This window comes from Priestia endophytica DSM 13796 (assembly GCF_900115845.1).
GTDB lineage: Bacteria > Bacillota > Bacilli > Bacillales > Bacillaceae_H > Bacillus_I > Bacillus_I endophytica.
In genome coordinates, this window is record NZ_FOXX01000004.1 from 199,215 (window position 1) to 224,636 (window position 25,422).

Annotated in this window: 29 protein-coding genes and 2 pseudogenes; 8 read left to right on the forward strand and 23 right to left on the reverse strand. The window is 34.5% G+C overall.

The features are described from left to right. Positions 1-84 precede the first annotated feature (84 nt). The 3 genes from BM012_RS09965 to BM012_RS09975 form a co-directional block, all read right to left on the reverse strand. Positions 85-453, reverse strand: a complete 369-nt coding sequence (locus BM012_RS09965; protein ID WP_061804251.1) for a rhodanese-like domain-containing protein — start codon at positions 451-453, stop codon at positions 85-87. Positions 454-497: 44 nt separating this feature from the next. After that, positions 498-980, reverse strand: coding sequence for a DsrE/DsrF/DrsH-like family protein (locus BM012_RS09970; protein ID WP_061804250.1), 483 nt, complete (start codon positions 978-980; stop codon positions 498-500). A 208-nt stretch (positions 981-1,188) separates the two neighbouring features. Further along, positions 1,189-1,449, reverse strand: coding sequence for a metal-sensitive transcriptional regulator (locus tag BM012_RS09975; protein ID WP_019394202.1), 261 nt, complete (start codon positions 1,447-1,449; stop codon positions 1,189-1,191). Between the two features lie 416 nt (positions 1,450-1,865). Here BM012_RS09975 and BM012_RS09980 point away from each other — a divergent pair, with 416 nt between their 5' ends. Then, complete coding sequence (locus BM012_RS09980) at positions 1,866-2,579, forward strand: ABC transporter ATP-binding protein (protein WP_061804249.1); 714 nt, start codon at positions 1,866-1,868, stop codon at positions 2,577-2,579. Next, positions 2,576-5,062, forward strand: coding sequence for an FtsX-like permease family protein (locus BM012_RS09985; protein ID WP_061804248.1), 2,487 nt, complete (start codon positions 2,576-2,578; stop codon positions 5,060-5,062). Before BM012_RS09980 ends, BM012_RS09985 begins: the two co-directional genes overlap by 4 nt. A 126-nt stretch (positions 5,063-5,188) precedes the next feature. Here the strand turns inward: BM012_RS09985 and BM012_RS09990 are convergent, their stop codons facing one another. From BM012_RS09990 to BM012_RS10015, 6 genes are all read right to left on the reverse strand, one after another. Beyond that, positions 5,189-5,821 carry an ABC-2 transporter permease gene (locus tag BM012_RS09990; RefSeq protein WP_061804247.1) on the reverse strand — a complete coding sequence of 211 codons (633 nt, stop codon included), beginning with the start codon at positions 5,819-5,821 and terminating at the stop codon, positions 5,189-5,191. Then, positions 5,799-6,677 (reverse strand): ABC transporter ATP-binding protein, encoded by an 879-nt coding sequence (locus BM012_RS09995; protein ID WP_061804246.1) that lies wholly within the window; start codon positions 6,675-6,677, stop codon positions 5,799-5,801. The genes BM012_RS09990 and BM012_RS09995 overlap by 23 nt, the downstream gene beginning before the upstream one ends. A gap of 180 nt (positions 6,678-6,857) precedes the next feature. Next, a complete protein-coding gene (locus BM012_RS10000; RefSeq protein WP_061804245.1) occupies positions 6,858-7,475 on the reverse strand; it encodes a dienelactone hydrolase family protein in 618 nt (205 codons plus the stop codon). Between the two features lie 269 nt (positions 7,476-7,744). Beyond that, entirely contained in the window at positions 7,745-8,194 is a 450-nt protein-coding gene (locus BM012_RS10005; protein WP_061804244.1) for an AraC family transcriptional regulator, read from the reverse strand. A 210-nt stretch (positions 8,195-8,404) separates the two neighbouring features. Next, positions 8,405-9,838: a DHA2 family efflux MFS transporter permease subunit gene (locus BM012_RS10010; protein WP_061804243.1), complete on the reverse strand. Its 1,434-nt coding sequence runs from the start codon at positions 9,836-9,838 to the stop codon at positions 8,405-8,407. Positions 9,839-10,235: 397 nt separating this feature from the next. Further along, the gene (locus tag BM012_RS10015; protein ID WP_061804242.1) at positions 10,236-10,496 is read right to left on the reverse strand and encodes a hypothetical protein; all 261 of its coding nucleotides are present in this window, start codon (positions 10,494-10,496) and stop codon (positions 10,236-10,238) included. A gap of 150 nt (positions 10,497-10,646) precedes the next feature. Here BM012_RS10015 and BM012_RS26070 point away from each other — a divergent pair. Then, positions 10,647-10,858, forward strand: a pseudogene (locus tag BM012_RS26070) (MerR family transcriptional regulator). On the opposite strand, the gene BM012_RS26380 reads toward BM012_RS26070, so the two are convergent. Then, complete coding sequence (locus BM012_RS26380; protein WP_153018484.1) at positions 10,797-11,018, reverse strand: hypothetical protein; 222 nt, start codon at positions 11,016-11,018, stop codon at positions 10,797-10,799. The pseudogene BM012_RS26070 and the gene BM012_RS26380 overlap by 62 nt on opposite strands. Positions 11,019-11,241: 223 nt before the next feature. On the opposite strand from BM012_RS26380, the pseudogene BM012_RS26790 reads away from it, so the two are divergent. Together BM012_RS26790 and BM012_RS26385 are read left to right on the forward strand one after the other, a co-directional pair. Beyond that, positions 11,242-12,018 (forward strand): annotated as a pseudogene (locus BM012_RS26790) (aldo/keto reductase). Positions 12,019-12,267: 249 nt separating this feature from the next. Then, positions 12,268-12,426, forward strand: coding sequence for a hypothetical protein (locus tag BM012_RS26385; protein WP_161939302.1), 159 nt, complete (start codon positions 12,268-12,270; stop codon positions 12,424-12,426). A gap of 232 nt (positions 12,427-12,658) precedes the next feature. Here BM012_RS26385 and BM012_RS10035 read toward each other — a convergent pair whose 3' ends face one another. Further along, the gene (locus BM012_RS10035) at positions 12,659-13,216 is read right to left on the reverse strand and encodes a thioredoxin family protein (protein ID WP_061804238.1); all 558 of its coding nucleotides are present in this window, start codon (positions 13,214-13,216) and stop codon (positions 12,659-12,661) included. Positions 13,217-13,412: 196 nt separating this feature from the next. On the opposite strand from BM012_RS10035, the gene BM012_RS10040 reads away from it, so the two are divergent. Then, on the forward strand, positions 13,413-13,790 hold the full coding sequence (locus tag BM012_RS10040; protein ID WP_061804237.1) for a MerR family transcriptional regulator: 378 nt from the start codon (positions 13,413-13,415) through the stop codon (positions 13,788-13,790). A 53-nt stretch (positions 13,791-13,843) separates the two neighbouring features. Here the strand turns inward: BM012_RS10040 and BM012_RS10045 are convergent, their stop codons facing one another. After that, on the reverse strand, positions 13,844-14,905 hold the full coding sequence (locus BM012_RS10045; protein ID WP_061804236.1) for an NAD(P)-dependent alcohol dehydrogenase: 1,062 nt from the start codon (positions 14,903-14,905) through the stop codon (positions 13,844-13,846). A 297-nt stretch (positions 14,906-15,202) separates the two neighbouring features. Between BM012_RS10045 and BM012_RS10050 the strand changes: the two genes are divergently transcribed. Then, positions 15,203-15,535, forward strand: a complete 333-nt coding sequence (locus tag BM012_RS10050; RefSeq protein WP_061804235.1) for a DUF2642 domain-containing protein — start codon at positions 15,203-15,205, stop codon at positions 15,533-15,535. A gap of 295 nt (positions 15,536-15,830) precedes the next feature. Here the strand turns inward: BM012_RS10050 and BM012_RS10055 are convergent, their stop codons facing one another. The 9 genes from BM012_RS10055 to BM012_RS10095 all read right to left on the reverse strand — a co-directional run bounded on the left by BM012_RS10055 (position 15,831) and on the right by BM012_RS10095 (position 22,415). Continuing rightward, positions 15,831-16,367, reverse strand: a complete 537-nt coding sequence (locus BM012_RS10055; RefSeq protein WP_061804234.1) for a nitroreductase family protein — start codon at positions 16,365-16,367, stop codon at positions 15,831-15,833. Between the two features lie 80 nt (positions 16,368-16,447). Beyond that, positions 16,448-16,852, reverse strand: coding sequence for a hypothetical protein (locus BM012_RS10060; protein ID WP_061804233.1), 405 nt, complete (start codon positions 16,850-16,852; stop codon positions 16,448-16,450). Between the two features lie 198 nt (positions 16,853-17,050). Beyond that, positions 17,051-18,220 carry an iron-containing alcohol dehydrogenase gene (locus tag BM012_RS10065; protein ID WP_061804232.1) on the reverse strand — a complete coding sequence of 390 codons (1,170 nt, stop codon included), beginning with the start codon at positions 18,218-18,220 and terminating at the stop codon, positions 17,051-17,053. A 248-nt stretch (positions 18,221-18,468) separates the two neighbouring features. Further along, entirely contained in the window at positions 18,469-18,744 is a 276-nt protein-coding gene (locus BM012_RS10070; RefSeq protein ID WP_225985211.1) for a hypothetical protein, read from the reverse strand. A gap of 320 nt (positions 18,745-19,064) precedes the next feature. After that, the gene (locus BM012_RS10075) at positions 19,065-19,403 is read right to left on the reverse strand and encodes a DUF3147 family protein (protein WP_061804231.1); all 339 of its coding nucleotides are present in this window, start codon (positions 19,401-19,403) and stop codon (positions 19,065-19,067) included. Beyond that, on the reverse strand, positions 19,394-19,816 hold the full coding sequence (locus BM012_RS10080) for a MarR family winged helix-turn-helix transcriptional regulator (protein WP_061804230.1): 423 nt from the start codon (positions 19,814-19,816) through the stop codon (positions 19,394-19,396). The genes BM012_RS10075 and BM012_RS10080 overlap by 10 nt, the downstream gene beginning before the upstream one ends. A gap of 221 nt (positions 19,817-20,037) precedes the next feature. Then, positions 20,038-20,787, reverse strand: coding sequence for an ABC transporter permease (locus BM012_RS10085; protein ID WP_061804229.1), 750 nt, complete (start codon positions 20,785-20,787; stop codon positions 20,038-20,040). Beyond that, complete coding sequence (locus tag BM012_RS10090) at positions 20,775-21,518, reverse strand: ABC transporter ATP-binding protein (RefSeq protein ID WP_061804228.1); 744 nt, start codon at positions 21,516-21,518, stop codon at positions 20,775-20,777. Before BM012_RS10090 ends, BM012_RS10085 begins: the two co-directional genes overlap by 13 nt. Positions 21,519-21,854: 336 nt before the next feature. Further along, positions 21,855-22,415, reverse strand: coding sequence for a peptidoglycan-binding domain-containing protein (locus tag BM012_RS10095; protein ID WP_185183569.1), 561 nt, complete (start codon positions 22,413-22,415; stop codon positions 21,855-21,857). 724 nt (positions 22,416-23,139) lie between these two features. Here BM012_RS10095 and BM012_RS10100 point away from each other — a divergent pair. After that, a complete protein-coding gene (locus tag BM012_RS10100) occupies positions 23,140-23,811 on the forward strand; it encodes a TVP38/TMEM64 family protein (protein ID WP_061804226.1) in 672 nt (223 codons plus the stop codon). 79 nt (positions 23,812-23,890) lie between these two features. Here the strand turns inward: BM012_RS10100 and BM012_RS10105 are convergent, their stop codons facing one another. Both BM012_RS10105 and BM012_RS10110 read right to left on the reverse strand, forming a co-directional pair. Then, positions 23,891-24,451, reverse strand: a complete 561-nt coding sequence (locus tag BM012_RS10105) for a hypothetical protein (RefSeq protein WP_061804225.1) — start codon at positions 24,449-24,451, stop codon at positions 23,891-23,893. Between the two features lie 124 nt (positions 24,452-24,575). Then, the gene (locus tag BM012_RS10110) at positions 24,576-25,415 is read right to left on the reverse strand and encodes a LysR family transcriptional regulator (RefSeq protein ID WP_061804224.1); all 840 of its coding nucleotides are present in this window, start codon (positions 25,413-25,415) and stop codon (positions 24,576-24,578) included. Between the last annotated feature and the right edge of the window lie 7 nt (positions 25,416-25,422).

The following is a 25,422-nucleotide window of genomic DNA, read 5'->3' on the forward strand; positions in this document are numbered from 1 at the left end:
GTATAGTAGAGCTTAAAAAAATTTTTTCTTACGCTCAATACCTGTAACATTTTCTAGGATTATTTTTGTTTCTATATGAAATCTCTATATCCAAGTATTCATCCCACCTTTTACATTTGTTACTTTTTTAAACCCAAGATTTCTTAACAATCGACTTGCTTTAGCGCTTCTCATTCCGCTTTGACAAATCACGAAAACTTCTCTCTCTTTTAAAAGATGATGGGACTGTTGATGAAGCTCTGCAAGAGGCATATTCTGAAATCCTTCAATATGTTTTGTGCGAAACTCGGAAGGTGTACGAACATCTATAAACTGTTTCTTTTTGTCTTCCAACTCCCTTTTTAACTCTGTTGTTGTAATTTGTTTTATTCCTTTCCTAGTAATAAACCGTTGAAATACAAACAATAGAATGAACCCAAAGATAAGTATGTTAATGAAAACACTCTCGCTCATCGTCTTTATTACCTTCCTTTTGCTCTGTTATGTTCTTTAACTTATTAGATGAATAAATTCACATTTCCCTCTTCTGCATCTGCTAAGTAAGCTGCTACACCTGCATATTGGATATCATTCAACAATTCTTCTTTCTGTAATCCAAGAAGATCCATCGTCATTGTGCAAGCTACTAAGTTCACCTCTTGGTCCTGTGCCATTTCAACTAGCTGTGGTAATGTTAAAGCATTATGTTTCTTCATGACATGCTTAATCATTTTAGGCCCTATCCCACCGAAATGCATTTTTGACAATCCCATTTTGTTTGCACCACGAGGCATCATTTTAGCAAACATCTTTTCTAGAATCCCTTTATTAACAGGAGCTGATGTTTCCTGACGCAAAGCATTTAATCCCCAAAATGTATGAAAAATAGTTACTTCATGGTCATAAGCTGCTGCTCCATTGGCAATAATATAAGCTGCCATTGCTTTATCGTAATCCCCACTAAATAATACAATTGTTGTTCGTTTCTTTTGTTCAGTCATAATGATTCCCCTTCTCCTCACTTTAATACCCATAGGGGTATAATTGTAAGAAAAAAATATTGGTGTATCTATTTTTTAAATAAGCTAAAATAATAAATTTCAATTTTAGCGCATTACTTGCTTTAACTAATTGCATATACCCGAGCAGGTATATAAAAATGTATAATAAAGTACGTCAACCTTTAGTCAATAAGGTTGATGAACTTTATTATCTGCTTTTGACTAATAATTCGACAGCTTCTCTTACTAGATCTTCTGTACTTTCCCCTTTTTCAATGCTTTCGCGGACACACTGCTCTAGATTTTCACTTACAATAACACCCATAGTTCGATCTATGGCACTTCTGGCAGCTGATAATTGAGTTACGATATCTCTACAATCTTTATTTTGTTCCATCATGCTTAGCACACCTTTAATCTGTCCTTCAATTCGGCGTAAACGATTTTTCACTTTTTGATCATATTCCAAAATTCAACGCTCCTTTCTCTTCTATTTAGGATAAGTGCTTCTAAAAAACAATATTCCTAGCTTTTCAACCTAAAAGTATCTCTTCATTTATAAGAAGAACAATGAAGATTACAGCACTAATATTATACCCCGTGAGGTATAAAGTCAAGTTTGAAAATTATCTTTATGTATTAAACGGTTCAGCTCAGCATGGGAGATAAGCAATCTCAAAATTTCCTTTATTAACAAAAAACGCTCTTTTTCTGTGATAAGAATAATAATCAAATTCTATAATTTAACACACTTTACACCGGAATAATGTTACAATTTATTATTATAAATTCCTTTTATGTAAATTTTTATAATATATAATTTTTCGAGGTGAATGCATGAATAATCAAGTGATATAAGATATTAAAAATTTATCTAAAGTGTATATGGGAGAAAGATATAAGGTTGAAGCATTAAAAGATATCTCCTTTCAATTAAAATATGGTGAAATGGTAGCCATTATGGGGACAAGTGGTTCAGGAAAAAGTACATTGCTAAATATTCTAGGAGCCCTTGATGACCCAACGACGGGTACGATTGAATTGAATGGCAACTATTCTAAGGATATGTTTGAAGAACCTCAAGCTTCGTTATATAGACGAGAAAACATTGGATTTATCTTTCAATCTTTTCATCTATTAAAAGACTTATCAGTAGAAGAAAACATTGCGCTTCCGCTTATCTTAAAAGAAATCGATAAAAAGCTAATTCCGAAAAAGGTCGATGACGTGATTGAATTAATGGGTCTAACCGAGTGGAAAAAGCATCGCCCAATCCAGCTCTCAGGGGGACAACAACAGCGTGTAGCGATTGGCAGAGCCATTATTACTGATCCCCCCATTATATTAGCAGATGAACCAACAGGAAATTTAGATTTTAATACGTCGAGGGATATCTTACATGCACTCGTAGAGACGAAAAAGAAATTTAATCAAAGTATTCTATTAGTAACGCATGATGCCCATGTTGCTACATATGCTGATCGCATTCTTTTCTTTCATGACGGACGAATTGTAGATGAATACTATTGCGGGGCACATGATGATCTAGATAATATCCTAACTAGATTTAAAGTTATTACGGAGAAACAAACAGTATGAAAACAGTCCAAGGATTAGCTCTTCGCCTTTTTCGTGCTAATAGATTTATTATTTCTTCGTCTATTTTCAGTATCGCTTTAGCTGTGATGCTCATTTTAAGCATGATTTTATTTTCTTTTAATGCGCAAGATTCATTAAAAGAAGAATTACGGAAAACTTACGGCGATATGGATTTATCGGTCGGATTCAATATCGATCAAGATAAAGAGATCTCAAACCCTCTCATCAATCAAATCATCAACAATCGGGATGTAGAAGAGCTCTCAAAAGTGTCGATTACTCACGTAAATGTTGACCAAATAAACGAACCTATTTATACCGTGGGGATTGAGAATGATCACCTACCGAAGAGCCGCTATCATTTTAAAAAATCGCTAGACGATCATTCACTTATTATGAATAAAGGTCTAGCAACAGCCCTACATGTTCAAGTCGGAGACAAAGTTCACCTGCAAGGTCGCTCGTTTACGCTTGTGGAAACGATTCACGATGTGTCCGCTGCGGGCGTTGCTCCAGATATGTTAATTATGAATCAACGCGTTGCAAAGGGCTATGTGAAAGAGAATGATGGGAGCAATGCTGAAGCCACATATATGTTAATTTCAGCAAAACAAGACGCAAATTTACTTTCCCTCTCCTCTCAAATTAAAGGATATGATAAAGATTTGCGCATTGATATAGCGGAACAAGATCCAACAGTGCAGCGGAATTTACAGTCTCTCCACACATTCGTCATTATCTTATCCTTATTAGTGTTAATCATCACAGCCTTGCTGATTATTTCTAATTTTGAGCTACTTCTGTATAAAATGAAACATCAATTTGCGATTATGCGGTCTCTTGGAGCGACAACGAAACAGACGAGAAAAGTGGTATTTATTCAAAGTACCATTATTAATGGTTTAGGCGTCTGTCTTGGGTTTTCCCTCACATTTCTGAGCCAAACGTTCATTTATCGTTGGATGGAGAAACTTTTTCATTTTTCTTCCTCTTCGATGTATTTTAACCCTACTATCGCGATTATCGTGAGCATTTGCAGTTTTATTATTATTCAGCTCTTTTTGCTCATCCCGGCATATCGAAGCACTAAAATCCTTCCGCTTAAGACTATGGAGGAGAATGAAAAATTAGAGTTTGGTCATAAAAAAGGACGAGTAGTTCTCTTTAAACTACTTATAGGGATTTCTGCCTTTTTAATCATTGCGAGTCAAGATTTGCCGACTAGAGGTCAATATGGACCAGGCCTGCTTTTAGGTGCAGCCATTTCGATTCTTCTTTCCTTCTTTTTAATTTTGCCGGTATGGTTACCAAGGTGGCTAACATGGCTCTTACCATATGGCCAAAAGATAGTTGGACAAGAATATTATGTTGCCATTAAAAACCTCATTCCGCAGGTAAGGAAAAATTCGCTTATTATTTCAACCATTAGTGCATTGATGATAATTGCAGTATTTGGTTCTTCGTTACTAAAGTCGGTTGAAGACAATGAGCAAACTTATTTAAAAAATGAATTTCCAACTCCAATTGTTGTGGATACACGCCTGAATGGTAATACAAAATTAGATTCACAAGAACTAATGGAAGCCGCAGAGCAACTGCCAAGTGTACAGCATGCAAGTAGTATTAGTACACTTGGCATCGTAGAGATACCAATCAAAGATGGTTGGGCAAGTTTTGATTATGCATTAGTTGATTTTAAACGATTACATGATCAGAAACTTATGCCACATGTAAAAGGAACTAATTTAGACACAACTATTGTTATATCTAAAGATTTCGAGAAAAAGAATCACCTTAAAGCCGGCCAAACTATTCAGTTAGGATTGTATTCTAATGAAAAGCAAGAGGTTGAACCGAAAGGAATGTACAAAGTTGGAGCCATCTCAGATTATATGCTTGAAACAGCGGATGTCTACTTTGATTTAAGCAATAAAGATTTTACAGATGTGCAATTTTACCGTCTTTTCGTCAGTGCCGATCAGGTCGATCATGCTGTAAAAGAGTTGGAAGGTCTAAAAAATCAGTTTCCAGAATTAAAGATTAGTAGCTACGACCAATCAGTCAAAGAATCAAGTGAAATGATTTACCAGCGCTACGGCATTTTTATTGCCGTTATAGCCATTCTCGTTCTGTCTACGATAATTGGCGTATTTAATTCATTAGCAAATAATATTTATTCGAAACGAAAAGAGTATGCTATATTGCGGACAATGGGTGTTAAACCGAAAGGCATTCGAAAAATTGTTCTTACTCAAGTAACCACGTATATGATAATTGGTTTATGTATGGGGATCATCATGGGAATTACACTAACGTATATTTTAGCGCTTGTTGATTTAAAAGGCGTAACTGCTATTGATTACGATTTGATTCTCTCTATTATAGGAATAATGCTCCTATTTAGTACCCTTTTATTCTCCTACATTGGAAACAAGATGGCATCAAAATCGATTTCATTAGAGATTATGAATGATAATAAATAAGAAAAAGAGGATCTACTACGATAGATCCTCTTTTTGTATTATTTTATTTTTCTTACTCTTTTTATCATCCTAAGCATTATAAAAAGAAGAAAGTTTCTAACATAAAAGCCCAGAAATTCTGTCGTTTTAAAACTCTTTACGGCTATAAATTACTCTACAAACAAAGTATGAAACTGTAAAGCATAGCACCGAGACTATAAGGTGTATAATCGCAAAGATTTCATCGCTATTTTGTCCATTTAAAGAAAACAAACCGCCTAATAAAAACCACAGTCCAAATGAAAAACCTATACTGCTTCCCATTACTATCTCTGATTTTTTGGTTCCTAAAATATATGTTAAAGGATATGCTAAAGCCCCTATACATAATGCTATTGATACACCTTTGGCTATAGGTGTGAAAGAAGAAGTAGTAAACTGAAACCAATCTAAGAAACTAGCAATTAGCATACCTAAAGATGTAACTATACTCCCAATGATAACGAGAAGTAAAAACGTAAAGTATTTACTTCTAATAATATGAGCTCTTTTGACAGGAAGGGTAATTTCGTATTTGTTCCATCCTGATTCATTATCATGTTTTAACGTTTCCAAAGAAGTTATTGCTAATAGAAAAAAAGGAGCCAAGAATGCAATTCTCAAGACTGGACCTTGATCGGTAGCCATTAACATAAATGGAATTGCTATAATGGCGAAAAGCATACATACTTTAATACTTTTTTCAATTGAATATAAGTTACTTAATAAGAGTCCCTTCACGTTTCACGTCTCCTTTCATTAATAGCAATGTAATATCATCGATTGTAAAGTCTTTTTTTCGATATTGTAGAGGAAGTTCTTTGTTGTAAGGTAAGAGAACATCAACCATATGATTGTCACGCTTACGTACGCTAATGCTCTTCTCTACAATTGCCTCTACGTCATGAGCTTCACATTGAACAATAGTATAGTTGTTTAATAATTCCTCTGTGCTAACTCTTAACACAATCTCTCCTTTTTTGATAAACACGAGTTGATCTGCTATTTTTTCAATATCACTCGTAATGTGAGAAGATAGCAAAATTGACCGCTTTTGGTCTTTTACAAATTCTGAAAACATGTCCAATATGTCCTCTCGTGCGACAGGATCAAGCCCTGCTGTCGCCTCGTCTAATATTAAAATCTTCGCATCGTGAGAAAGAGCCACCGCAAGCGAGACTTTCATTGACATGCCTTTCGAAAAACTCTTTATTGCCTGTTTTTTAGGAAGAGAAAACACATCAATATAATGTGAATATGTTTCACTGTTCCAGTTTTTGTATACATGTTTCATTACTTTTCCTAGCTTTGTCATATCCAAATTACCAGGAAAATTCATGCTGTCATACACAACACCGATATGTTCTTTTAACTCATGTTTTTCATCACTCATCTCTTCGCCGATTGCTCTTATGTAACCGCTATCCTTTCTTAATGTTCCAAGAATGGTACCCATTGTGCTTGTTTTCCCTGCTCCATTTTCTCCTATAAATCCAACAATAGAGCCATAAGGTACGGCAAAAGATATGTCTTTTAGAGAGAAACTCGAATTTGAAAATGACTTTTGTAGATTTTCTACTTCTAATGCATGTTCCACTATTAATCCTCCTCGTTAAAAAGAAAAAAGTGTTATAAAAATCATTCTTTTCTGAATTTATTGTGTTTAATGATAGAGTAGTTCATTGTATAATATGTTTATTTTGTTATAAAAAAGGATTATATTAACTCTTTTTAGCTAACGAATAGAAATATGCAAAACCAGTTTGGGTAAGGTTGCTTAGCTGTCTGATAGAAAATTTTCACTTAATTGTTTTTGTACAAATTTATTTATATGCTGCAAAGCCTGATTAGCTAACAATTTATTATAATGACTTGAGGATGGATTCATAAACCCATGAGATCCGTCAAATCTTTTTATCTCTAAAAACGAATATCTTTTTTCCTCTAACATGTCTACTAGTTTAGGGACATCACATGATTTTTCTTCATTTGCAAATATAAGTAATGTAGGACAAGCAGGCTTAACCTCTATATAATTGCGGATGCGCGATCCGTAACAACCTATTATAAAATCACATATGTTATTTCTCCCACATAACCATGATATTGTTGCTCCAACACTAAACCCTATAACTCCAACCTTCCTATACTGTTGCTTCAGTTTAAGGATGACTTGATTAATTTGGAGCACTCCGTTTTCAAACCCAATGTTTTGTAAAAAATTTTTATAAGCATGTTCTTCTTCCGCATATGAATAAGAAATTTCATTATGTAATAAATTAGGGCACATTACATCTATCCCTAACTTTGATAACCTCTCCTTCATAGATTGCATATGTTCATTAACTCCATATATTTCATGCACTAGTATAATTGCCATATCATACTTCTCCACTACACCCCTCCTATCTGTTTGTTCACTTTTTATTTCTGGTTCGCATGACATTGCTTCTTAATACTATAAAGAGGGCTTAAAAAATGAAGAAGCCTTTTTAATCACATTGATTATTATATCTAATTTGGAAATTAGTTACAATAAAAATATTAGGATAACAGACTATTAGTCTGTTATCCTCTTTTCTATAAAGTACATGACAAAGGATAGGCAATACTAAGACCAAATTGCTTCTGCAAAAGGATAAGAATCTTAATTTATTAGTTTTTTTATTTTATGGGAACACAAATTTCACAATAATCCTGATCAACCAGTTCACCGCTGTATCTTTCAAAAATAGGCTTATCATCAATTTGATAACCGTTGTTTAGCAATTCAATGAAAATTTTATCCCATGCTTGTTGAATGTCTTCTTCTGTATGTTTCACTTTATAGATCGCATATTTTCCACCGGATAGTTCACTTTCACTCACATTCTCATCAACCTCATAATCATTTGAAATAACAAGACATGCATCATAGCGGCACTCCTCAGGAGGAGTTTTATCAGGATGATCCTGCGCAATCCCAAGTATTATTGCCTTCTCATCAAGTAGGTTATTGACTTTAGCCCAATTTTTTAATTTCTCCATTGTTTGAGCGTTATGAGGGCCATATGGACCAACTTGTCTTACGTATGCCATGCGATAGTTTGGTAAATTTTCAATCTTAATCTTCATAGATCATTTCTCCTTTTCATTGATATTTCCTACATTGTCAAAATTATCATGTTATAAAAGAATAAACACTTAAATTTTTAAAATTTTCATTGTGCGGAGTATCTTAATGAAAGGCTTATCTTATCTGCTATCTCTGTTAAATGGAAAAGTGGGGAACTTCATTCATATAAAAAAGCTATCCACATTTATGGATAGCTTTTTTATATTTTTTTAGCCCTTCTGAAGTTGTTGATCTTTTTGCTTTAGCGTCAGCGCCAATACGAAAGCAAGAGCTGCAAAACCTAAAGCCGTATAATATACAGTATGCACGCCTTCTGTCATCCCTTGTACTTCAAGAAGAGATTGGTTCCCTCCCTCTGCACCTTCTATAAATCGTTGTGACGTCATTATCATAATGCTTGTATAAAGAGCTGGCCCAATCGCACCTGAAACTTGGTTAATCGTATTTGAAATCGCTGAACCATGCGCATGCAGTTCTTTTGGAACTTGATTGAGAGCGAGCGTCATTGCAGGCCCTACGCTTAGACCTACACCAATCGTAAAGAAAGCATATAAAATAGTTGCTTCAGTTGTTGTTGTATCACTCGAAATTCTCGTAAATAAGCTTAGCATGATGATAAGAAGAATAAGACCTACAACAAGAAGAGGCTTGAATCCAATTTTATCGAATAATCTCCCTCCAATCATTGCTGTAAGGGCAAGGGTAATTCCACCTGGTAGCATAAGAAAGCCTGTTTGGAGTGGAGACAATGATGCTGCTGTTTGGAAGTACAGAGGTAAAATAAGCATCATAGAAAACTGAATCATCATAACGAGAAACATTAAAAGAATGCCTCGTGAAAAAATAGACGATGTAAAAGGTGTCATACTAATCATTGGTGACGTCATTTTTGTTTGTTTTCTCACAAAGATAGCAAGAGCAATAATACCAATTGCAAGTGTAATCCATACGAATGGATTCCCCCACCCAGAACCTTCACCAGCTACGCTAAAGCCATAAACGACTCCACCAAAACCTAGCGTTGAAAGCACAACAGATGGAATATGAATCTTTGGTCTTGAGGTTTCTAACACGTTTTTTAATTTAAAAACGGCAAACAATAAAATAAGGACCGCTGCAATTAGAAGACCTAGAAAGATAATTCGCCACGAATAATATTGAATGGCGATCCCTGAAAGGACAGGTCCAATAGCAGGAGCAAATAAGATAGCAACTTGGAAAACACCCATTACTGTTCCCCGTTTATGTACAGGTACAAGCGTTAACATCGTACTCATCACTAAGGGTAAAACAAGGCCTGTGCCTAAGGCTTGAATCATTCTTCCCATTAATAATATGGAAAAAAGCGGTGTCATAAAGGCCATCACTGATCCTACTACATATAAACTCATCGCTGTTATAAATAACTGTCTAAGTGTAAATCGTTGAATTAAAAAGGCAGATACAGGGACAGATACGCCAATAATGAGCATATATCCGGTTGTTAGCCACTGAGCAGAACTTGTAGGAACATGAAATTCTGAAATAATCTTTGGTAAGGCTACATTCATGACTGTTTCGCTAATTAAACATAAAAAGTTTCCTAGAATTAAGATGAAGAGAATAAGTTTACTTTGTCCGCTCATCTTTTCGTTGTTTGTCATTTCATTCTTCCTCCTTTAGTATTTTATTTGCTAGTTGTAAGGATATCATAATAAAATATGTATCTCTAGACATACAAATATTGAAAGAATTAGATTTTTTCACAATTTACGAACGGAAATCTGATCTTCCTCTTCCCTTTTTCTTAATTGTAAAAAGCACGGAAATCAAGAGGACGCCACCATTGTAAGGGGCAGAGAGATTATGATGAAATATGTATTTCTAGGAATATCAAAAACGGATGGTAATTACTTTAGGAGAAATAAGTATACAACCAAAGTGGTGATTTTTAATAAGGTTTTCACTCTTATCCCCCTTTACATACGCTCTTCGTTCAGGAGAGGAATCTGTTCAGCATCACATCTTAATCTATAAAACTCCCTAATCAAAGGATGAATGTTAGAAGTCAATCTCATCCCCTTCAATTACCCTCTTATCTAGTAACGCAAAAGCTTGAATAATCATCTCTTCAGATTGCAGAGCTTTGTCAATTGATAGCTGAAGAGATTGTATAAGAGCATTATAAACACACTCAACTTTAAAAATGCCTTGATGTTCTAATACAACTGTAGAATAATCTAAATCACTTGCTCTTCCAACAAACTCCAGAAAACATTCATACAAGCAATATGGAAAAGGCTTATCTGTTTTATTTCTCAATCTTTTTCGTTCATCTCATTCTACTATCTTTCCTTCCGCTAATAATCTCAAACTAAAACTCTTGACCTGGAGTGCACTCTAGGTTATATATTGTTCTCATAATATAGAAATCTCGATAAGAGGAGAGAAAATATGTCTAAAAATTATACAATGAAAGAACTTGTTGAACAATATAATGTAAGTGAGGATACTCTTCGTTATTATGAAAAATTGAACTTTTACCTCCTGTTGATCGAAAAGAAAACGGACATCGAGTATACAAAGAAGTTCATAAAGAAATTCTTAAAATGATTAAATGTCTTAAGAAAACTGGTATGTCACTTCAGCAATTAAAACCCATTCTTCTCCTTCAACAAGAGTAAAATGGGAAAATACCATACGATTGGTATAAAATGTTGGTTGATTATCAGCAAAAAATAAAACCACAGAAGGAAGAGCTACAAGAGGCATGGGAAATGATTGAGGAGTAACGGCTAAAAGGAGAGAAGTTTGGACACTATCCTTCATTGTACCTCTAATCAAAAAAATCCTTCGAATAATTAATTCTTACTTGACCTTGTGTAAACACCAGGTTGTATGGTAGGAACTAAAGTTTCCCTATATAAAAGGGTGCTTTATTAATTCGAAGAGGAGAAAAAAGGTAAAGAATGTAGAAAATAAAGTTCGTATTGGTAAAACAGGATTGCAAAGTTCTAAAATGGGATTTGATGCAGGCGTTGTTGGCAATGCCATGATGTATCCAAAAATGGATGATCGTAAAAGTGAAGAATTGATGTATTCTGCTCTAAGTCACAACATCGAGATGATTGATACAGCATATCTTTATGGGATGGGACGATCTGAAGAGTTAATTGGGGAAGTCATTCATAAACAAGGAGTACGCGATCATTTAATTCTTTCTACAAAAGCTTCTCCAAATCCGCAGTTTGGAGAAGCTGGGTTAGAGATAGACAATAGTCCTTCAGCATTACGTGAGGCCGTTGATGACAGTTTAAAAAGACTGAAGACAGATTATATTGATATTTTCTATCTTCATTTCCCAAACAGCTCTACTCCTTTACTTGAAGCAGCTTTTACACTTGCATAGCTGAAAAAAGAAGGTAAAATCAGGGCTGTTGGTGCTTCTAATCTCAATTTCCAGCAGCTTCAAGAGTTTAATAAAGAAGGCTATTTAGATGTTCTTCAAGCAGAATATTCTCTGTTAGTTCGAACAGTAGAAAAAGAGATTATTCCTTATTGTTTTAAAAATGATATATCTCTTATTCCTTTCTTTCCGTTAGCCTCAGGTTTACTTGCTGGCTCCTATAAGGAAGACGATGTGTTTACGGATACATCTCGCTTAAATAACCCTTTATTTCGAAAAGATGCTTTCCTTGCGAATTTGAAACGAGTAGATCAATTAAAAGAATTTGCAAAAAGAAAAGAAGTACAGCCTGCTCAAATCGCCCTTGCTTGGCTATTAACATTAACGGAGAACGAACTTCATGAGCTTGATCATATCTTTGACCAAAACAATGGATAAGGACCAAACTTTCTTTTTCCTTAGAAAATTGAAGAGCATAAACGTATAGGCCATCATGATTTACTATACGGAGAAATCGTTATAAAATAATGCAAAAAAGCCCTTGTTAACAAGGGCTTTTTTGCATTCAAACATCTCTCGAAATTCAATACTCTCTCTACAATAAGCTATATTAAACACTCCATATTTCCCACACTTTCTTCTTCTCTTTTCATATATTAATTATTATGATATATAGGGAGGATCCTTATGAGCGAATTTGAACAGTTTCAATTGTTTCTCAATCAAACTAGGAAGCGATATAAATACTGTCTAAGACGCTTTGGTTATTCTTCTCCTATTACTGCAAAAGCGGCTCAGCGGTTCGTTATCCTCCTAAGAGTTGAAGAGGAGTATCTTAACAGATAAGGACTTTTTAATTAAAATGTACCGCATCTGTTTTTCACTCTTATTAGTTGGACAACCTTTATTCCTCTACTCCCTCTATGGTAGCTTAACTTTAAATTTATAAAGCTTCACCAGAACTAGGGAAACGAATTGTGCAGGAAATAAATCAGCAAACAAAATAAAGATCCTGAAATAGATGAACAAGAAAACCACCTTTTGAGGGTAATCTCTCAAAAGGTGGTTTTTATTATCCTTACTTTACTATATTTAATACTGTTTCTTTAAAACTTTCATAAACATACGACCATAAAACTGACTCGTTCATATAGCGTGTTTGTAAAGATTTTATCACTTCTTTTTGCTTTTCTGGGAAAGAAGGATCTTCTTTTGGTGGAAGAACTGAGCGCACTTCATTGACGATTTCTTGCACTTTTGGCGCGCGCGGTCCCCATTTTCCAATTAGCTCTCCTTCGTTGTTAAGAATGAGCACCATTGGAATGGCACGTCCTCCATTTGTGAGATGGCGGTCAATTAAATCCGTATCTTGATCACGTAAAGCAACGCGAACTTCTACATCCGCTGCTTCGGCTATCTTTCGCATCACGGGATTAATCATCATTGCGTCTCCACACCAATCTTCTGTAATAATCAAGAAATGAAGATTTTGTATTTTTAACTGCTCTGCAAATCCATCTTGGGGAAGCTGAAACGCGTTATACACAGAAAAGCTTTCTTCTTTTAATGTACTCATGTCGTCCATATATGTTTGAAGTGTTTTTCCTTCTTCAAAATACTGTTGTTCTGTTTTCATCCTACTACCTCTTTTACTTTAATATTGATAACTATACCATACTAAATTTTCAACTTTTTCTCGACTATTATGCCCTATTCACCTAATTTCACAGACATAAACTTCCTCTAGATTACTTTGTTCTTATAAACTGTTGCCTTAAAGTTCACTTTAAGGCCTATAATGAAAAAGAATAAAAGAAATCATGGAGGATACAATGGGACTTTATATAAAAGAAGCATCCGAAAAATTCGGATTACCAACACATACACTACGCTATTACGAACAAGAAGGACTTCTTCCTTTTCTAAAACGAGATGAAAATGGAAATCGGGTTTTTGAAGAAAGTGACTTATCTTGGTTAGAACTAATTATTTGTTTGCGAAAAACGGATATTGCTCTTTCTAAGCTGCGTGAGATCGTAGAGCTAACAACAGAAGGTGATTGGACGATTCCACAACGAAAGAGAATTCTCGAAGAGCACAAAGAGAAAATGTTTGAAAAACAAAGACAGTTAGATCGAGCTTTTGCTAAAATTGACCATAAACTCCACTACTATGATGAGTTAGAAGAGCATGCTAAAAATAAATCATAAAAAACGCCGTAGACATCTAGTCTACAGCGTTTTTTATGCCTATATTTTTAAAATTATAATGTTGCCACATCAATAACAAAGCGATAACGAACATCACTTTTCAAAACGCGCTCATATGCTTCGTCCACTTGACTTGCATTGATGACTTCAATTTGAGGAGCAATCTTATGCTCTGCTGCAAAATCAAGCATCTCTTGCGTTTCTTTAATACCACCAACAAGAGAACCTGCAATACTACGACGTCCCATAATTAAAGAAAACACGCTATATTGATCTGGCTCAGCTGGAGCACCTACGTTTACAAGCGTACCATCAATGCGAAGAAGAGATAAATAAGCATCAACGTCAAGGTTAGCTGATACAGTATTCAAAATCACATCAAAGCGTCCCGCTAATTCTTTAAACGTCTCTTCATTGCTTGTTGCGAAGTAGTGGTCTGCTCCAAAGCTTAACGCTTCACTTTCTTTGTTCGTAGAGCGGCTTAATACTGTTACTTCTGCTCCCATTGCGTGAGCAAATTGAATGGCTACGTGACCAAGGCCCCCCATACCAACGATCGCTACTTTTTTACCTGGCCCTACATTCCAATGCTTTAGAGGAGAGTATGTTGTAATACCTGCACATAGTAGCGGGCTTGCCACGTCCATTTCTAAAGCGTCTGGAATACGAACAACGAATCCTTCTTTTACAACGATTTTTTGGCTGTAACCGCCGTATGTTTGTTCACCATCATAGTCTAGTGAATTGTACGTCTGCACAACGCCTTTTGTACAATATTGCTCATCCCCAGCTAAGCAGTATTCACACTCTCCACATGAGTCTACAAAACACCCCACCCCAACGTGGTCTCCTACTGCATATTTTGTTACGTTTGAGCCGACAGCTTCGACAACTCCCGCAATTTCATGACCAGGAACCATCGGGAACATGCCTCCTCCCCATTCATCAAAAGCACTATGAATATCAGAGTGACAAATCCCACTGAACTTAATATCAATTAACACATCGTCTGGACGTAATGCTCTTCTTTCTATTGTTGTTGTTTCAAATGGTGCTTTCGCCTTTGTAACACTTAATACACGTGTTGGCGTTGTGTTTGTATGTTGATTACACATAAGGAATAACACAATCCTTTCTCAATAATTTGTTATGCTGTAAAGCTACAAAACTAGCATAATCCTTAAAGTACACTTTAAGGCAAGAGATTTTCCTTAAATATTTTAAAACGATGAAAAAGAACCCTCTTTTCCTCTGGTTTTTTTGCAGAAAGTTATTAAAGAGAAAATCTAATAAAGTTTCTTTTAAAGTAAGGTGCTAATTTTATAGATAGATTATTTTTTCTCTACTATATTTTCTTTTCTAGGCATGAAAATAGTATAAATCGTAACTATTTAGAGGAGCCGTTTTTAACTTTGAATAAAAAGACAAATAAATATCATCAAAATCTTGTTGATGAACCGGGATATGTTAATCATATGCCTGCTTCTCATTCTCCTATCTATCCGATTGCAGGAGTTCCGCAACCTAACCAATATGTAACAGGATTAGATCCTGTATTTGTGCAGCATCTAAGTAGACATCAAGGTCAGAAAATTGCGGTGATGACAACAGGAGGTAGAATTGAAGGGATAAATGCTGGCGTTGCTATAGATCATATCCAAATTAATGTGGAAGATCGTTCTACCCATATACGAATCTCACAAATCATTTATTTCGAAGGTCCTTTGGCTTCTTACAGAAAATGAATACCTAGTGATCAAGTTTAATCTACCTTCTACAAAATCATCTTGGTATGAATTTGTATAGGATAATTTAAATTGAATATATCCATTGATAATAACATCTTGAATTCATTCCATAAAAAAACAACCACCCGTTCCCATTTCGAGGAAAGGTAGTTGTCTTTTTTTCATTCTATTAAAAAATGAAAAGTAGATAGTTGGTATGGTTTTTTAAAATATTCTTTCTTCATATTACTTAACCGCATGTTCTTTATGTAGAGAAAGGTAATCGTTCAAATACAGTATAGTTCTCCTACTACTAATCAATAATCGTTAGCTTTTCTACAATATCTTCACGCGGCTGAGCCTCTGGAACGTTATCAAATTTACCAACCATTAATATACCGACAATCTTTTCGTTTTCTTCTATTCCTACGGATTGTTGGAAAGATGAACTGTGAATTAATTTTCCAGTTTTCCATAGAACACCGATCTGGTTTTCCCAAGCTAACAGAAGGAAATTTTGAATTAAAGCAGATACAGCGCTAAGGTCTTCTTCTTGTTTTAAAGGGTCTGTATTTTCAGGCATGATTACTACAATATTAGCTTGAGCTTGAGTGAATTTTTCTATTTTTTTAGAAGGGATATTATCGGATGATTTAAGTAAAATATCCCTAAGTTTTTCTTTGCCATCTCCATGAAACAATACAAAACGCCAAGGTTCACGTAACTTATGATTTGGAGCCCATGTTGCGTCTCTTAGTATGTCAACTATGGTATCTAAAGAGATAACCTCATTGTTAAAATTTCTAATTGTTCGTCTCTGTTTAATAACTTCCCTTATTGATGTGGACATATTGTTCTCTCCTCATATTATGTAATAACCATTTCTCTGTAACATTTTTTAAAGCTAAAATGGATAATTGAGATTGAAACTCAAGAGGTTTTATCAGTGTTATTCTTTATAAAAAAGCGAATGGCTTGCGATATATCCATCTTATGTTTTGAACAAAAGTTTAGTAAAACTTCATACGTATTTTCATCTAATCTCACATGAATAGAGTGGTTAAGGTTTCCCTTCGCCTCTTTTAGAAAATGTTTCCCTCCTCCATGTTTATGTTTCCCTCTTTTTCGGTGAAAAGAGATAGTAACAAAACCTTGTTCCTCAATAGCCTTATCGCCTTCATTTTCTATCCAAACCTCTTGTATATGGTGTTCGTAGTTTTTAAGGTGTTTGTTTAGCTCCTCTCCTTCTATCCCTTTTCTATTCGCTTTATGAACAAATTTTCGTTTCATAAATTCTTCATACTGGGTATAACTCTTAAATGTTATGGTTCTCATTTCACTTCACCATTTCTATTCTTTGTATACGTAGGTTCCTCTAATTGATAATATTTTTTGTGTAACGATAATTGTTATCAATTGTGTTGAATAAATCATAAGTTAGATTTTATTACTTGTCAATGCAGTATAGAAAAAACTACTGATTATCAGTAGTTTTTTCTATTTTCATTCTTTCTTTTTAATCCACAAAATCATTTACTTTGTATTTGCTCTATATGCTTCTTCATAAATTTTCTCAATTTCTTTAACCGTTAACCATCTTGGATTATTGTTGAGCAAACGATCAATTTTACTTGCTTCTTCTGCGAGGTTTGGAATATCTTCTGCTGTAACCCCTACATCTTTTAAACTAGAAGGAATTCCTATATCTTGAGCTAATTGAGTTAATACATAGACCGTACAATTGGCTGCTTCCCTCAACGAAAGGCCTTCTATATTTTCCCCTAATGCTTTAGCAACTTCTGCAAATTTTTCTAAATCTGCCACCACATTATACTTCATTACAAAAGGAAGAAGAAGAGAATTTGCGACTCCATGAGGAACTTTAAATTTTCCGCCAAGCGGATAAGCAAGCGCATGAACTGCACCAACGCCCGCATTACCTAATGAAATCCCTGCAAGTAAACTGCCCATTGCCATATCTTCACGCGCCTTTACGTCTTTTCCATTGTACACAGCTTTACGTAAAGAACGAGAAATTAGTTTAATGGCTTGTAAAGCAATTCCATCCGTTAGTTCTCCAGCGCGGATAGCTGTATAAGATTCAACAGCATGAACAAGAGCATCCATTCCTGTTGCTGCAGTTACTGATGGAGGAACCGTTAACGTTAATGCTGGATCTACAATTGCTACTTTAGGAAGAAGGTAAGGACTCACAATTCCTTTCTTCACCTTATCTCGAACATCTGTGAAAATAGCGTTATATGTAACTTCAGAGCCTGTTCCAGAAGTAGTAGGGACTAAGATTGTAGAAATTCCTGCATTTTGGACCTTTTCAATTCCTACCAAGTCTCGTACATTCTCTTGATTAGTTAACATAATAGAAAGTACCTTAGTAGCGTCAAGCACGCTCCCTCCTCCTACACCAATAAGAAGGTCATACTCTTTTCCTTCAAGTTGTATCATCATTTGTTCTAAGTTCTCAAATGGAGGCTCAGGCATTACTTCATCCATAATGTCTACTGCTAAATTAATCTCTTCTAAAGAAAAAATAACTTTAGATAGTAGACCTGTCTGACGAATAACCTTATCTGTTATAATTATGGCTTTTTTTGATCCTAATTTTTTAGCTTCTTCCCCTATTTTAGAGATAGAGTTCCTTCCTGTAATCAAGGTTTGAGCTGTCCGAAAATAAGAAATGGTCATAATCCTTCCTCCCCATAGTGACTTGTACTCTTGAATTTAAGCTCAGTTGTACTTTGTTTCTTAACTTAACGCTGAATTTTTAAAAAGCTTACTACTAAAAGAGATTCTCGTTTTCTCTTTGAAGACCTTTAAAATTGGCGTGATTGTCGAAAAAAGTCTTTATAAATCACTTGAAACAAAACAATACACTTAAAAAGAAATGCTTCTCCTTCACTAACTGTGAAGGGGAAGCATTTCTTTTTATCTAACTAGAATTCACGAACAAATACAGCAATACCAAATACACCTAATCTTTCATTTGTTACCTGTTCAAATCCATTGTTAAGCAAACAATTTGCTGCCTTTCTATAACGTTTTCCTGTTTGCAAAAAACGTTGACATGGTTCAGCATTTCCAATAATAGTGGCTTCTACGATTGTACGTGGAGCTCTTCTATCTAATGGGTTTCTTTGCCAAAGAATTGTTACAACATCAGGAGGTCGTGGAATAGATACATTACTAGTAGAGTTACCTATTTTAATCACCTCTTTTCTTTGATTCTTTATATTAAATGAAAATCAAAGAGTGATTGCTTGTACAAGTGTTTATTTTTTAAAAAAATTTCCTTATGTCTTTCCTATAAACTTCATTATGGTATACAGTCTGAAAATCAGAAAAAACTACGTCCAATTAATTTCGGCGTAGTTTTCATGTGAAAATCCAAAGTAATATAGGCAGCTGTACTTTTATAGTATGTACTTTGATTCATACTTTTAAGTTTCATTTCTAAATGTCTACAATGGTTGCTTCAGATATTCTGTTTCATTCCCCATAGAATTCTTGTATCAATTATATGTCCTCTCAATTAAAAAATCCTTTTCATAACAACCTCCTGTAGAAGTAAGAAAACACTCCATCCTCCAATACCTAACACTACCGATACTATTAAAGGGAAAGAAGATTTGAGTGAGATAGCTACGATGATGAGAAGAACGGCTGTTGCTGGAAAACCCCAAATGACCCCTAAAGCGAATTTACTGAGTTCTGTTGTAGTTTCTCCTTGAATAGAAAGCCAAAATAAGCTTAATAAACTTACTAATGGCAAAGCCGCTATGATTCCGCCATACTTAGGCGAAATTTGAGCAATTCCTGAGATAATTCCAATAATGAGTGCTGAGACTAATACTTTAAGGATTAAAAACATTTTTTAGCTTCCTCACTAAGAAGAGAAAAGGCTTTTTCAATTGCTTTAACTTCAGTCGCTTCCATACTTTCTAATAGTTTCTTCAATTTCTCCGTATCTAATCGAGTATGTCTATATAGAATATTGGTTCCTTTCTCTGTTAACACGACAAGCACTTTTCTTTCATCTTTTGGGCTTCTTTGTTTAGAAACAAGTTCTTTTGCAATAAGTCTTTTAATATGTTCAGAAGCGGTATTGTGAGAAACCTGCAAGTATGCGGCTAAATCTCCTATCGTTGTTTCAGATTTCTTTTCGATGCGTTGGAGAACACGTATTGCTTGATGAGAGATATTCTCGTGATGAACATAGTGTAAATGATGATAAATATCTGTCCAATTCTCATTTATATGAGTGATAGATTTTTCAATAGTCATAAGTTCAGTTTTTCTCCTTTTTTATTTATATCTTAACATACGATATAATCGTCCCTGAAGATGTTTTTTAAAATATTACTAAGAACATAAAATAAAGTTCCTGTACATTAAAAACGTTCCCTTCTGGGTTGGAGAGAATCTAGGAGAACTCCTTAATTATAGAAAAAACAGCCTCTTTGAAGAAAAGGCTGTTTTTTCTATAGCAATATATAAGTAAAGTTTTATCTCTCTTTTAATTGCTGATATGAGGTAAATAAGCTTGGATAAATAAGAAAACTAAGCATAACGCATGTCAACGTGGCAGAAGCCATCATCGTAAATACAATTAACAACTGAAAACGTACAGCTTGGACAGGATCAGCTCCAGCGAGAATTTGTCCTGTCATCATGCCTGGTAGTTGAACAAGGCCAATGGTTTTTTGGCTTTCTAAAGTTGGAATCATACTTGCTTTCATACTTGCTTTTAAAATATGAGAAATGGCTTGTCTTGTTGATCCGCCAAGCGATAAAATAAGCAAAACTTCCTCTTTCCGAATTTCTACTTCTGAAGCTAGACGGTTTAGAAATAAGCTAGCGAGAACCATAGAGTTTCCGATAATCATTCCACTAATCGGAATCATGTACTTTGGTGTGGGAGGAATAATGCCTAACAAAAGAAGCAAACCTTGTGTTAGGCCTTCTACAACAATAAGTGTAAGCAGAACTTTCCAAAACACGCCTTGCTTCTTCTCCTTTTTTTTCACTACATTTTGAGCCGCTACTAATATCATGCACAAAATCATAATAATCGTAAAAAAAGGATTATTTAGATTAAAAATGAATGTTAGGAGATACCCAATGAAAAGAAGCTGAATGCTTGCTCGAATTGTCGCAATAATAATGTCTTTTTCAATGCCAATTTTAAATGATTTTGATAGAAATAAAGCAATAAATACAAAAATAACCGTAAATAAAAGTACTATAAAGTCCATTCTTCTTCTCCCATTAAAAATTGCTTTGTTCGTTCATGTGTAGGAGAGGTGAAAAAGTCTTGAACAGAAGCTCTTTCAACTAAACGTCCATCTTCAATTAACCAAACTAAATCTCCTACTCTTTTTGCTTGCTCAAGGTCATGAGTAACCCATACAATCGTTTTGTTCTCTTCTTTATTCAGGCGCAACACAAGGTCCTCCACTTCATGTGTTGAAAGAGGATCAAGAGCAGCTGTGATTTCATCTAAAAGAAGGATTGAACTATTATTAGCAAGCGTTCGTGCTAACGATAGTTTTTGCTTTTGCCCTCCTGATAGACTTCTAGCATCTTGTTGTAAAAGGGTTTTAGGAAGACCTGTAAAAGCTATCAACTGTTCAATGCTGTACGTCTGTTTTTTATGAAGTTTATATGTAAGCAAAAGATTATCCTCGACAGTGCCGCCCAAAACAGGCGCATTTTGAAATGCAATGCCCACATGCTGTCGCAACTTACTTATGTTCCACTCCCGCACCTCCTTCCCTTCTACGACAACTTCTCCTTCATTAGGAGAAATGAGAAGATTACAAAGAGAAAGAAGCGTACTTTTTCCTGATCCAGATGGACCAACAAAAACGACAATGGAATTTCGCTGAATCGTACCAGAAATGCCTTGAAGCACAGGCTTCATTTCTCCATTTTGGATAAAATGTTTACTAACAGATTTAAACTCAATAATAGGTGACTGAATCATAGGTTTTACACCTTTCTTCTCTTTTTATATGTACGGTTTTCACACTTTACTTTTCGTATGAATCCTAGTAAATTTTATCATTTATTGAACCTTATAGATAAGCCAAAATATAAAAAAGTTCATTAAAAAAAGATGCTAGTACAATTTTCCCGTCACTAAGTGTTAACTAAATGTAAAAGAGGCCTTTATCATTAAGGCCTCTTTTGCATGTTTTCTTTCTACTCTTTTCTTAATCATTCTCTATTCTTTTACAAGTAGCTTCTGTTTTTATTACATATTTATTTTGATAAACATCATATGTCTAACGATTATTTCTTGCGTACAAAAGAGGCAATACTAGGGTAAATCTTCAACTACACGCCCATCTTTATAAATATGATACCATCCAATTGTACCTGTACCACCTTCATCTATCCAGTCCTTATTAGCTGCTTTGAATCTGTAATAAGACTGCTTTTTAGAGTCTTTTAGTAGTCTACCATCGCCACCGAATACAATATTGGTCCCTAACTTCTTCTGCCCTAATGCGATGGCATCATCGACGGTAAACTGCTGTCTTTCCACCTTATTCTGATCTAAAGCAGCCCATGTTGCAGGTCCCACAATTCCATCTGAAGATAGATTATGATCCGCTTGAAACTGTTTTACTATACTTTGAGTTTTCGGGCCAAAAATCCCATCAATCCCTGTATTATACTTCACATCTGTAAGACTTTGTTGCAGGATTCGTACATAACTAGAGTGAGAACCAAGACGCAAAGTCGGTCGTGTTTCAGCTTTTGTTGCAATTTTTTGAGAATCAGCTTTAACTACTGCATGATTAGGCAATACTCCCATTGTTAAAGGTGTTGTGACAAGCATGAAAGTTGGAATAACAGCTAGCAATTTCTTTTTCATAATAACTAACCTCCATGTCTAATAATATGGTTCATTCCTTTTTCTGGTGTTCTAAATAAATCAACTTGATTAGTTACTTAGAACGCGATAAAAAACAGCTAAACAAACTACCCTTCCCCTGCCAGTAGTGAATCATTCGTCAATTAACTTACCTATATATAAATCTAACTATAAATTTCCTTCATTTAAAAGCCATTAAAGGAAATTTGTATAATAATTACACCGTTTATACTACAACTATTACATAAATAAAACAACGGATTTTTGAAAAATTAAAATTTTACATTTTTTAAAAATTATCCTCCAATATATTCTCTCTATCCTATATGAGTTATTTCCCATAAGAGTGCTCTTTCCTGACGTTGTTTAAATAACTTCTTTGTGACTTCGATCTTCCTCATTGATTTAAAATTTATCTTTTTTAGGAAAAGTTACGCAATGCATACACCTAATCAAAAGGAGAACAATAAGCTAGAGGTTAACTTTATGACGGAAGATTTTATCCCAGAACCTACTAAATGCTGATCCTGCTAATCACTGTTGGTTACGTTGATTAGTATGTTGCTGCGTTGAATGCCTAATCTACGCTCTAAACAATTCTTTAAAGCAGTGTCCAAGTGTCATTGTTTTTGGTCTTAAAGAACTTCCTTTATTACTTTAAATCCATAAGAAAATCTGCATTTATTTAACTTGAAAATGACAAGTATTGTTAGGTGTGAAACAGATGTATAAAAAATTATTAGGGTTCTTCGGATTGATGTTATCTATTACAGCAGTGTTTTTAGAAAAGGATACTTTGTTAGACGTAATAAAAGAAGGCACAATGATGTCTATAATCCTCAGTATTTTATTTATAGCTATTGTTTCTCACTTTCCCATTATTCCTTTCTTTTTAGCTGTTGGTATAATGGGTGCTATCTTTGGCCTTCTAAAAGGAACTTTAATTTCGTTAATAGGCGTTATGATAGGTGCCTTGGCTGTTTTCTTTCTTACAAGATACAGCTTTCGAGATTTGATAAGCAAAAAAGTAAAGAATTCTCCTACAACAAGCAAATATGATGCCTATTTTGCTAACAATGCTTTTACATCCATCCTATTTTTCGGAGGACTACTCCCTCTTCTTCCTTCATTACTCACAAGTAGTTTATGTGGTTTGAGTAGCGTACGATGGACTGTTTTTTTTCTTGCCTCACTAGTAGGTCAAATTCCAAGAGTTTTCGTTATGACAACAGCAGGGGCTTATTTTCCTACTAATAAGCTAATGTCATTAAGTATATATGTAGCCTATATTACCGTTACTTTATTGATGAGCTATCAAAAGTTTCCAAATTTATTTAGAGTAACAAAGGGAACAGACAGAGGAATAATGAAGATGATAAATAAACTTATTAAATAAACCAAGGATGTATATGAACTCATCCTTGGTTTATTTTTATCCTCTAGCACTATATATTAAAATAGCTCCTTAGCCATATTTAAACCCGCTGTCTTAACTTCAATATAAATCTCGTGAACCAATAAGCGAGAAATGCGATAATTAGATCTATGACATAAAAGTGAAAAGATGTAATTCCTTTTTTTAATTCAATTATGTTAAGTGCTCCTTCAATAGGAGCAAGAATAAACGCAAATACAGCGCTTAAAACTAGTGTATAGAGCATAAAGCTTTTTTTGTGATTCGTACAATACTGATAGAGAAGTAAAAATCCTATAGGGAGAACAGACGCCGTAATATTTATAGAGCGAGGTAATAAAGGAGTTAAATAATAACCTCTAATAACATAACCGCTATTTGTTAATGCAAGCTCTGTGTATGTCCACATTATATGTACTGTATAACCGAAGAAAAATACTTCAAAAATTCGTTTTCGATCAACCGTAAAATACAATAGGACAAGAGGAATAATTAAAGAAGCAAGAACTAACCAAAAATGCCAGTTTCCAAAATCTGAATACTTTTCCCAATAAGAAGAGAATAAAGAAGACGTCTCTTGCCCTTTACTATAGATTTTCTCTAAGTGCTGCTCACGATCCATAAAAGAACCTCCTAGTGAAACGTTCTTTTTAGTCTTGTTACAACACTTCTTTTTTATACACAGTTCATCTTCTACTCCTTATGTAATAAACCCATGAAGCAAAATAAATTTGTTCATTCGTATCTTATAACTTCTGTAAAAAACGAATAAACTTTTTCACACTTTGAGATCTTTGCTTTCCTTTCTTCACCCCAAATTGAATTTGAACACCTTCTGAAAGCTCCTCAAACTGTACAATCTTCCTACTCAGACGAGAATGTGCTATATCTGCTGGAATAACACTCATTCCGAGTCCATTAGAAATCCCTTGCAAGATCGATTCTAATGAGTCAAATTCCATTAAAACTGGTTTATCGAAATTATGGTTTTGAGAGAACTCTAACATTTTCTTTCTATATATACAATTTGGGTCACTATTTACGAGTAATGTTGGAGATGATTCCCTCTTATCATTACCTTTACAAGATAGAAGAACAACTTTCTCATGATCACAATAAACTTCTTCAAATCGATCTTCATCGTTATCTCCACTGAAAAAAAGTCCATCAATTTCTCCATATAAAAGTTGCTCTTGTAGTATTTGTTTTGTATCTGTTTTGATTTTTACTTTTATATTCTTATTTTGTTTTAAGAAACCGGAGAGAAAATGAGGGATTTTAAAGGCAGAAATGGTTTGAGAAGCTCCAATTGTTAAAGAACCCTCCCCTTTCTCCTCATTCAATTTTGTTTTTACTTCATCCATTAAAAAGAGAATTTTTTCAGTATACTCTAATAAGAGAACTCCTTCATCCGTTAATGTAACTCCTCGATTTGTTCGATTTAATAATTTAGTATCTAGTTCTTCTTCTAAATGTTTTATTCTCCCACTAACATTTGATTGAACGTACCCTAACATTGCTGCAGCTTTTGATATTGATTTCTGCTCTGCTACGTATTTAAAGATTCTTAAATCTTGGCTTTCCAAAGGTAAA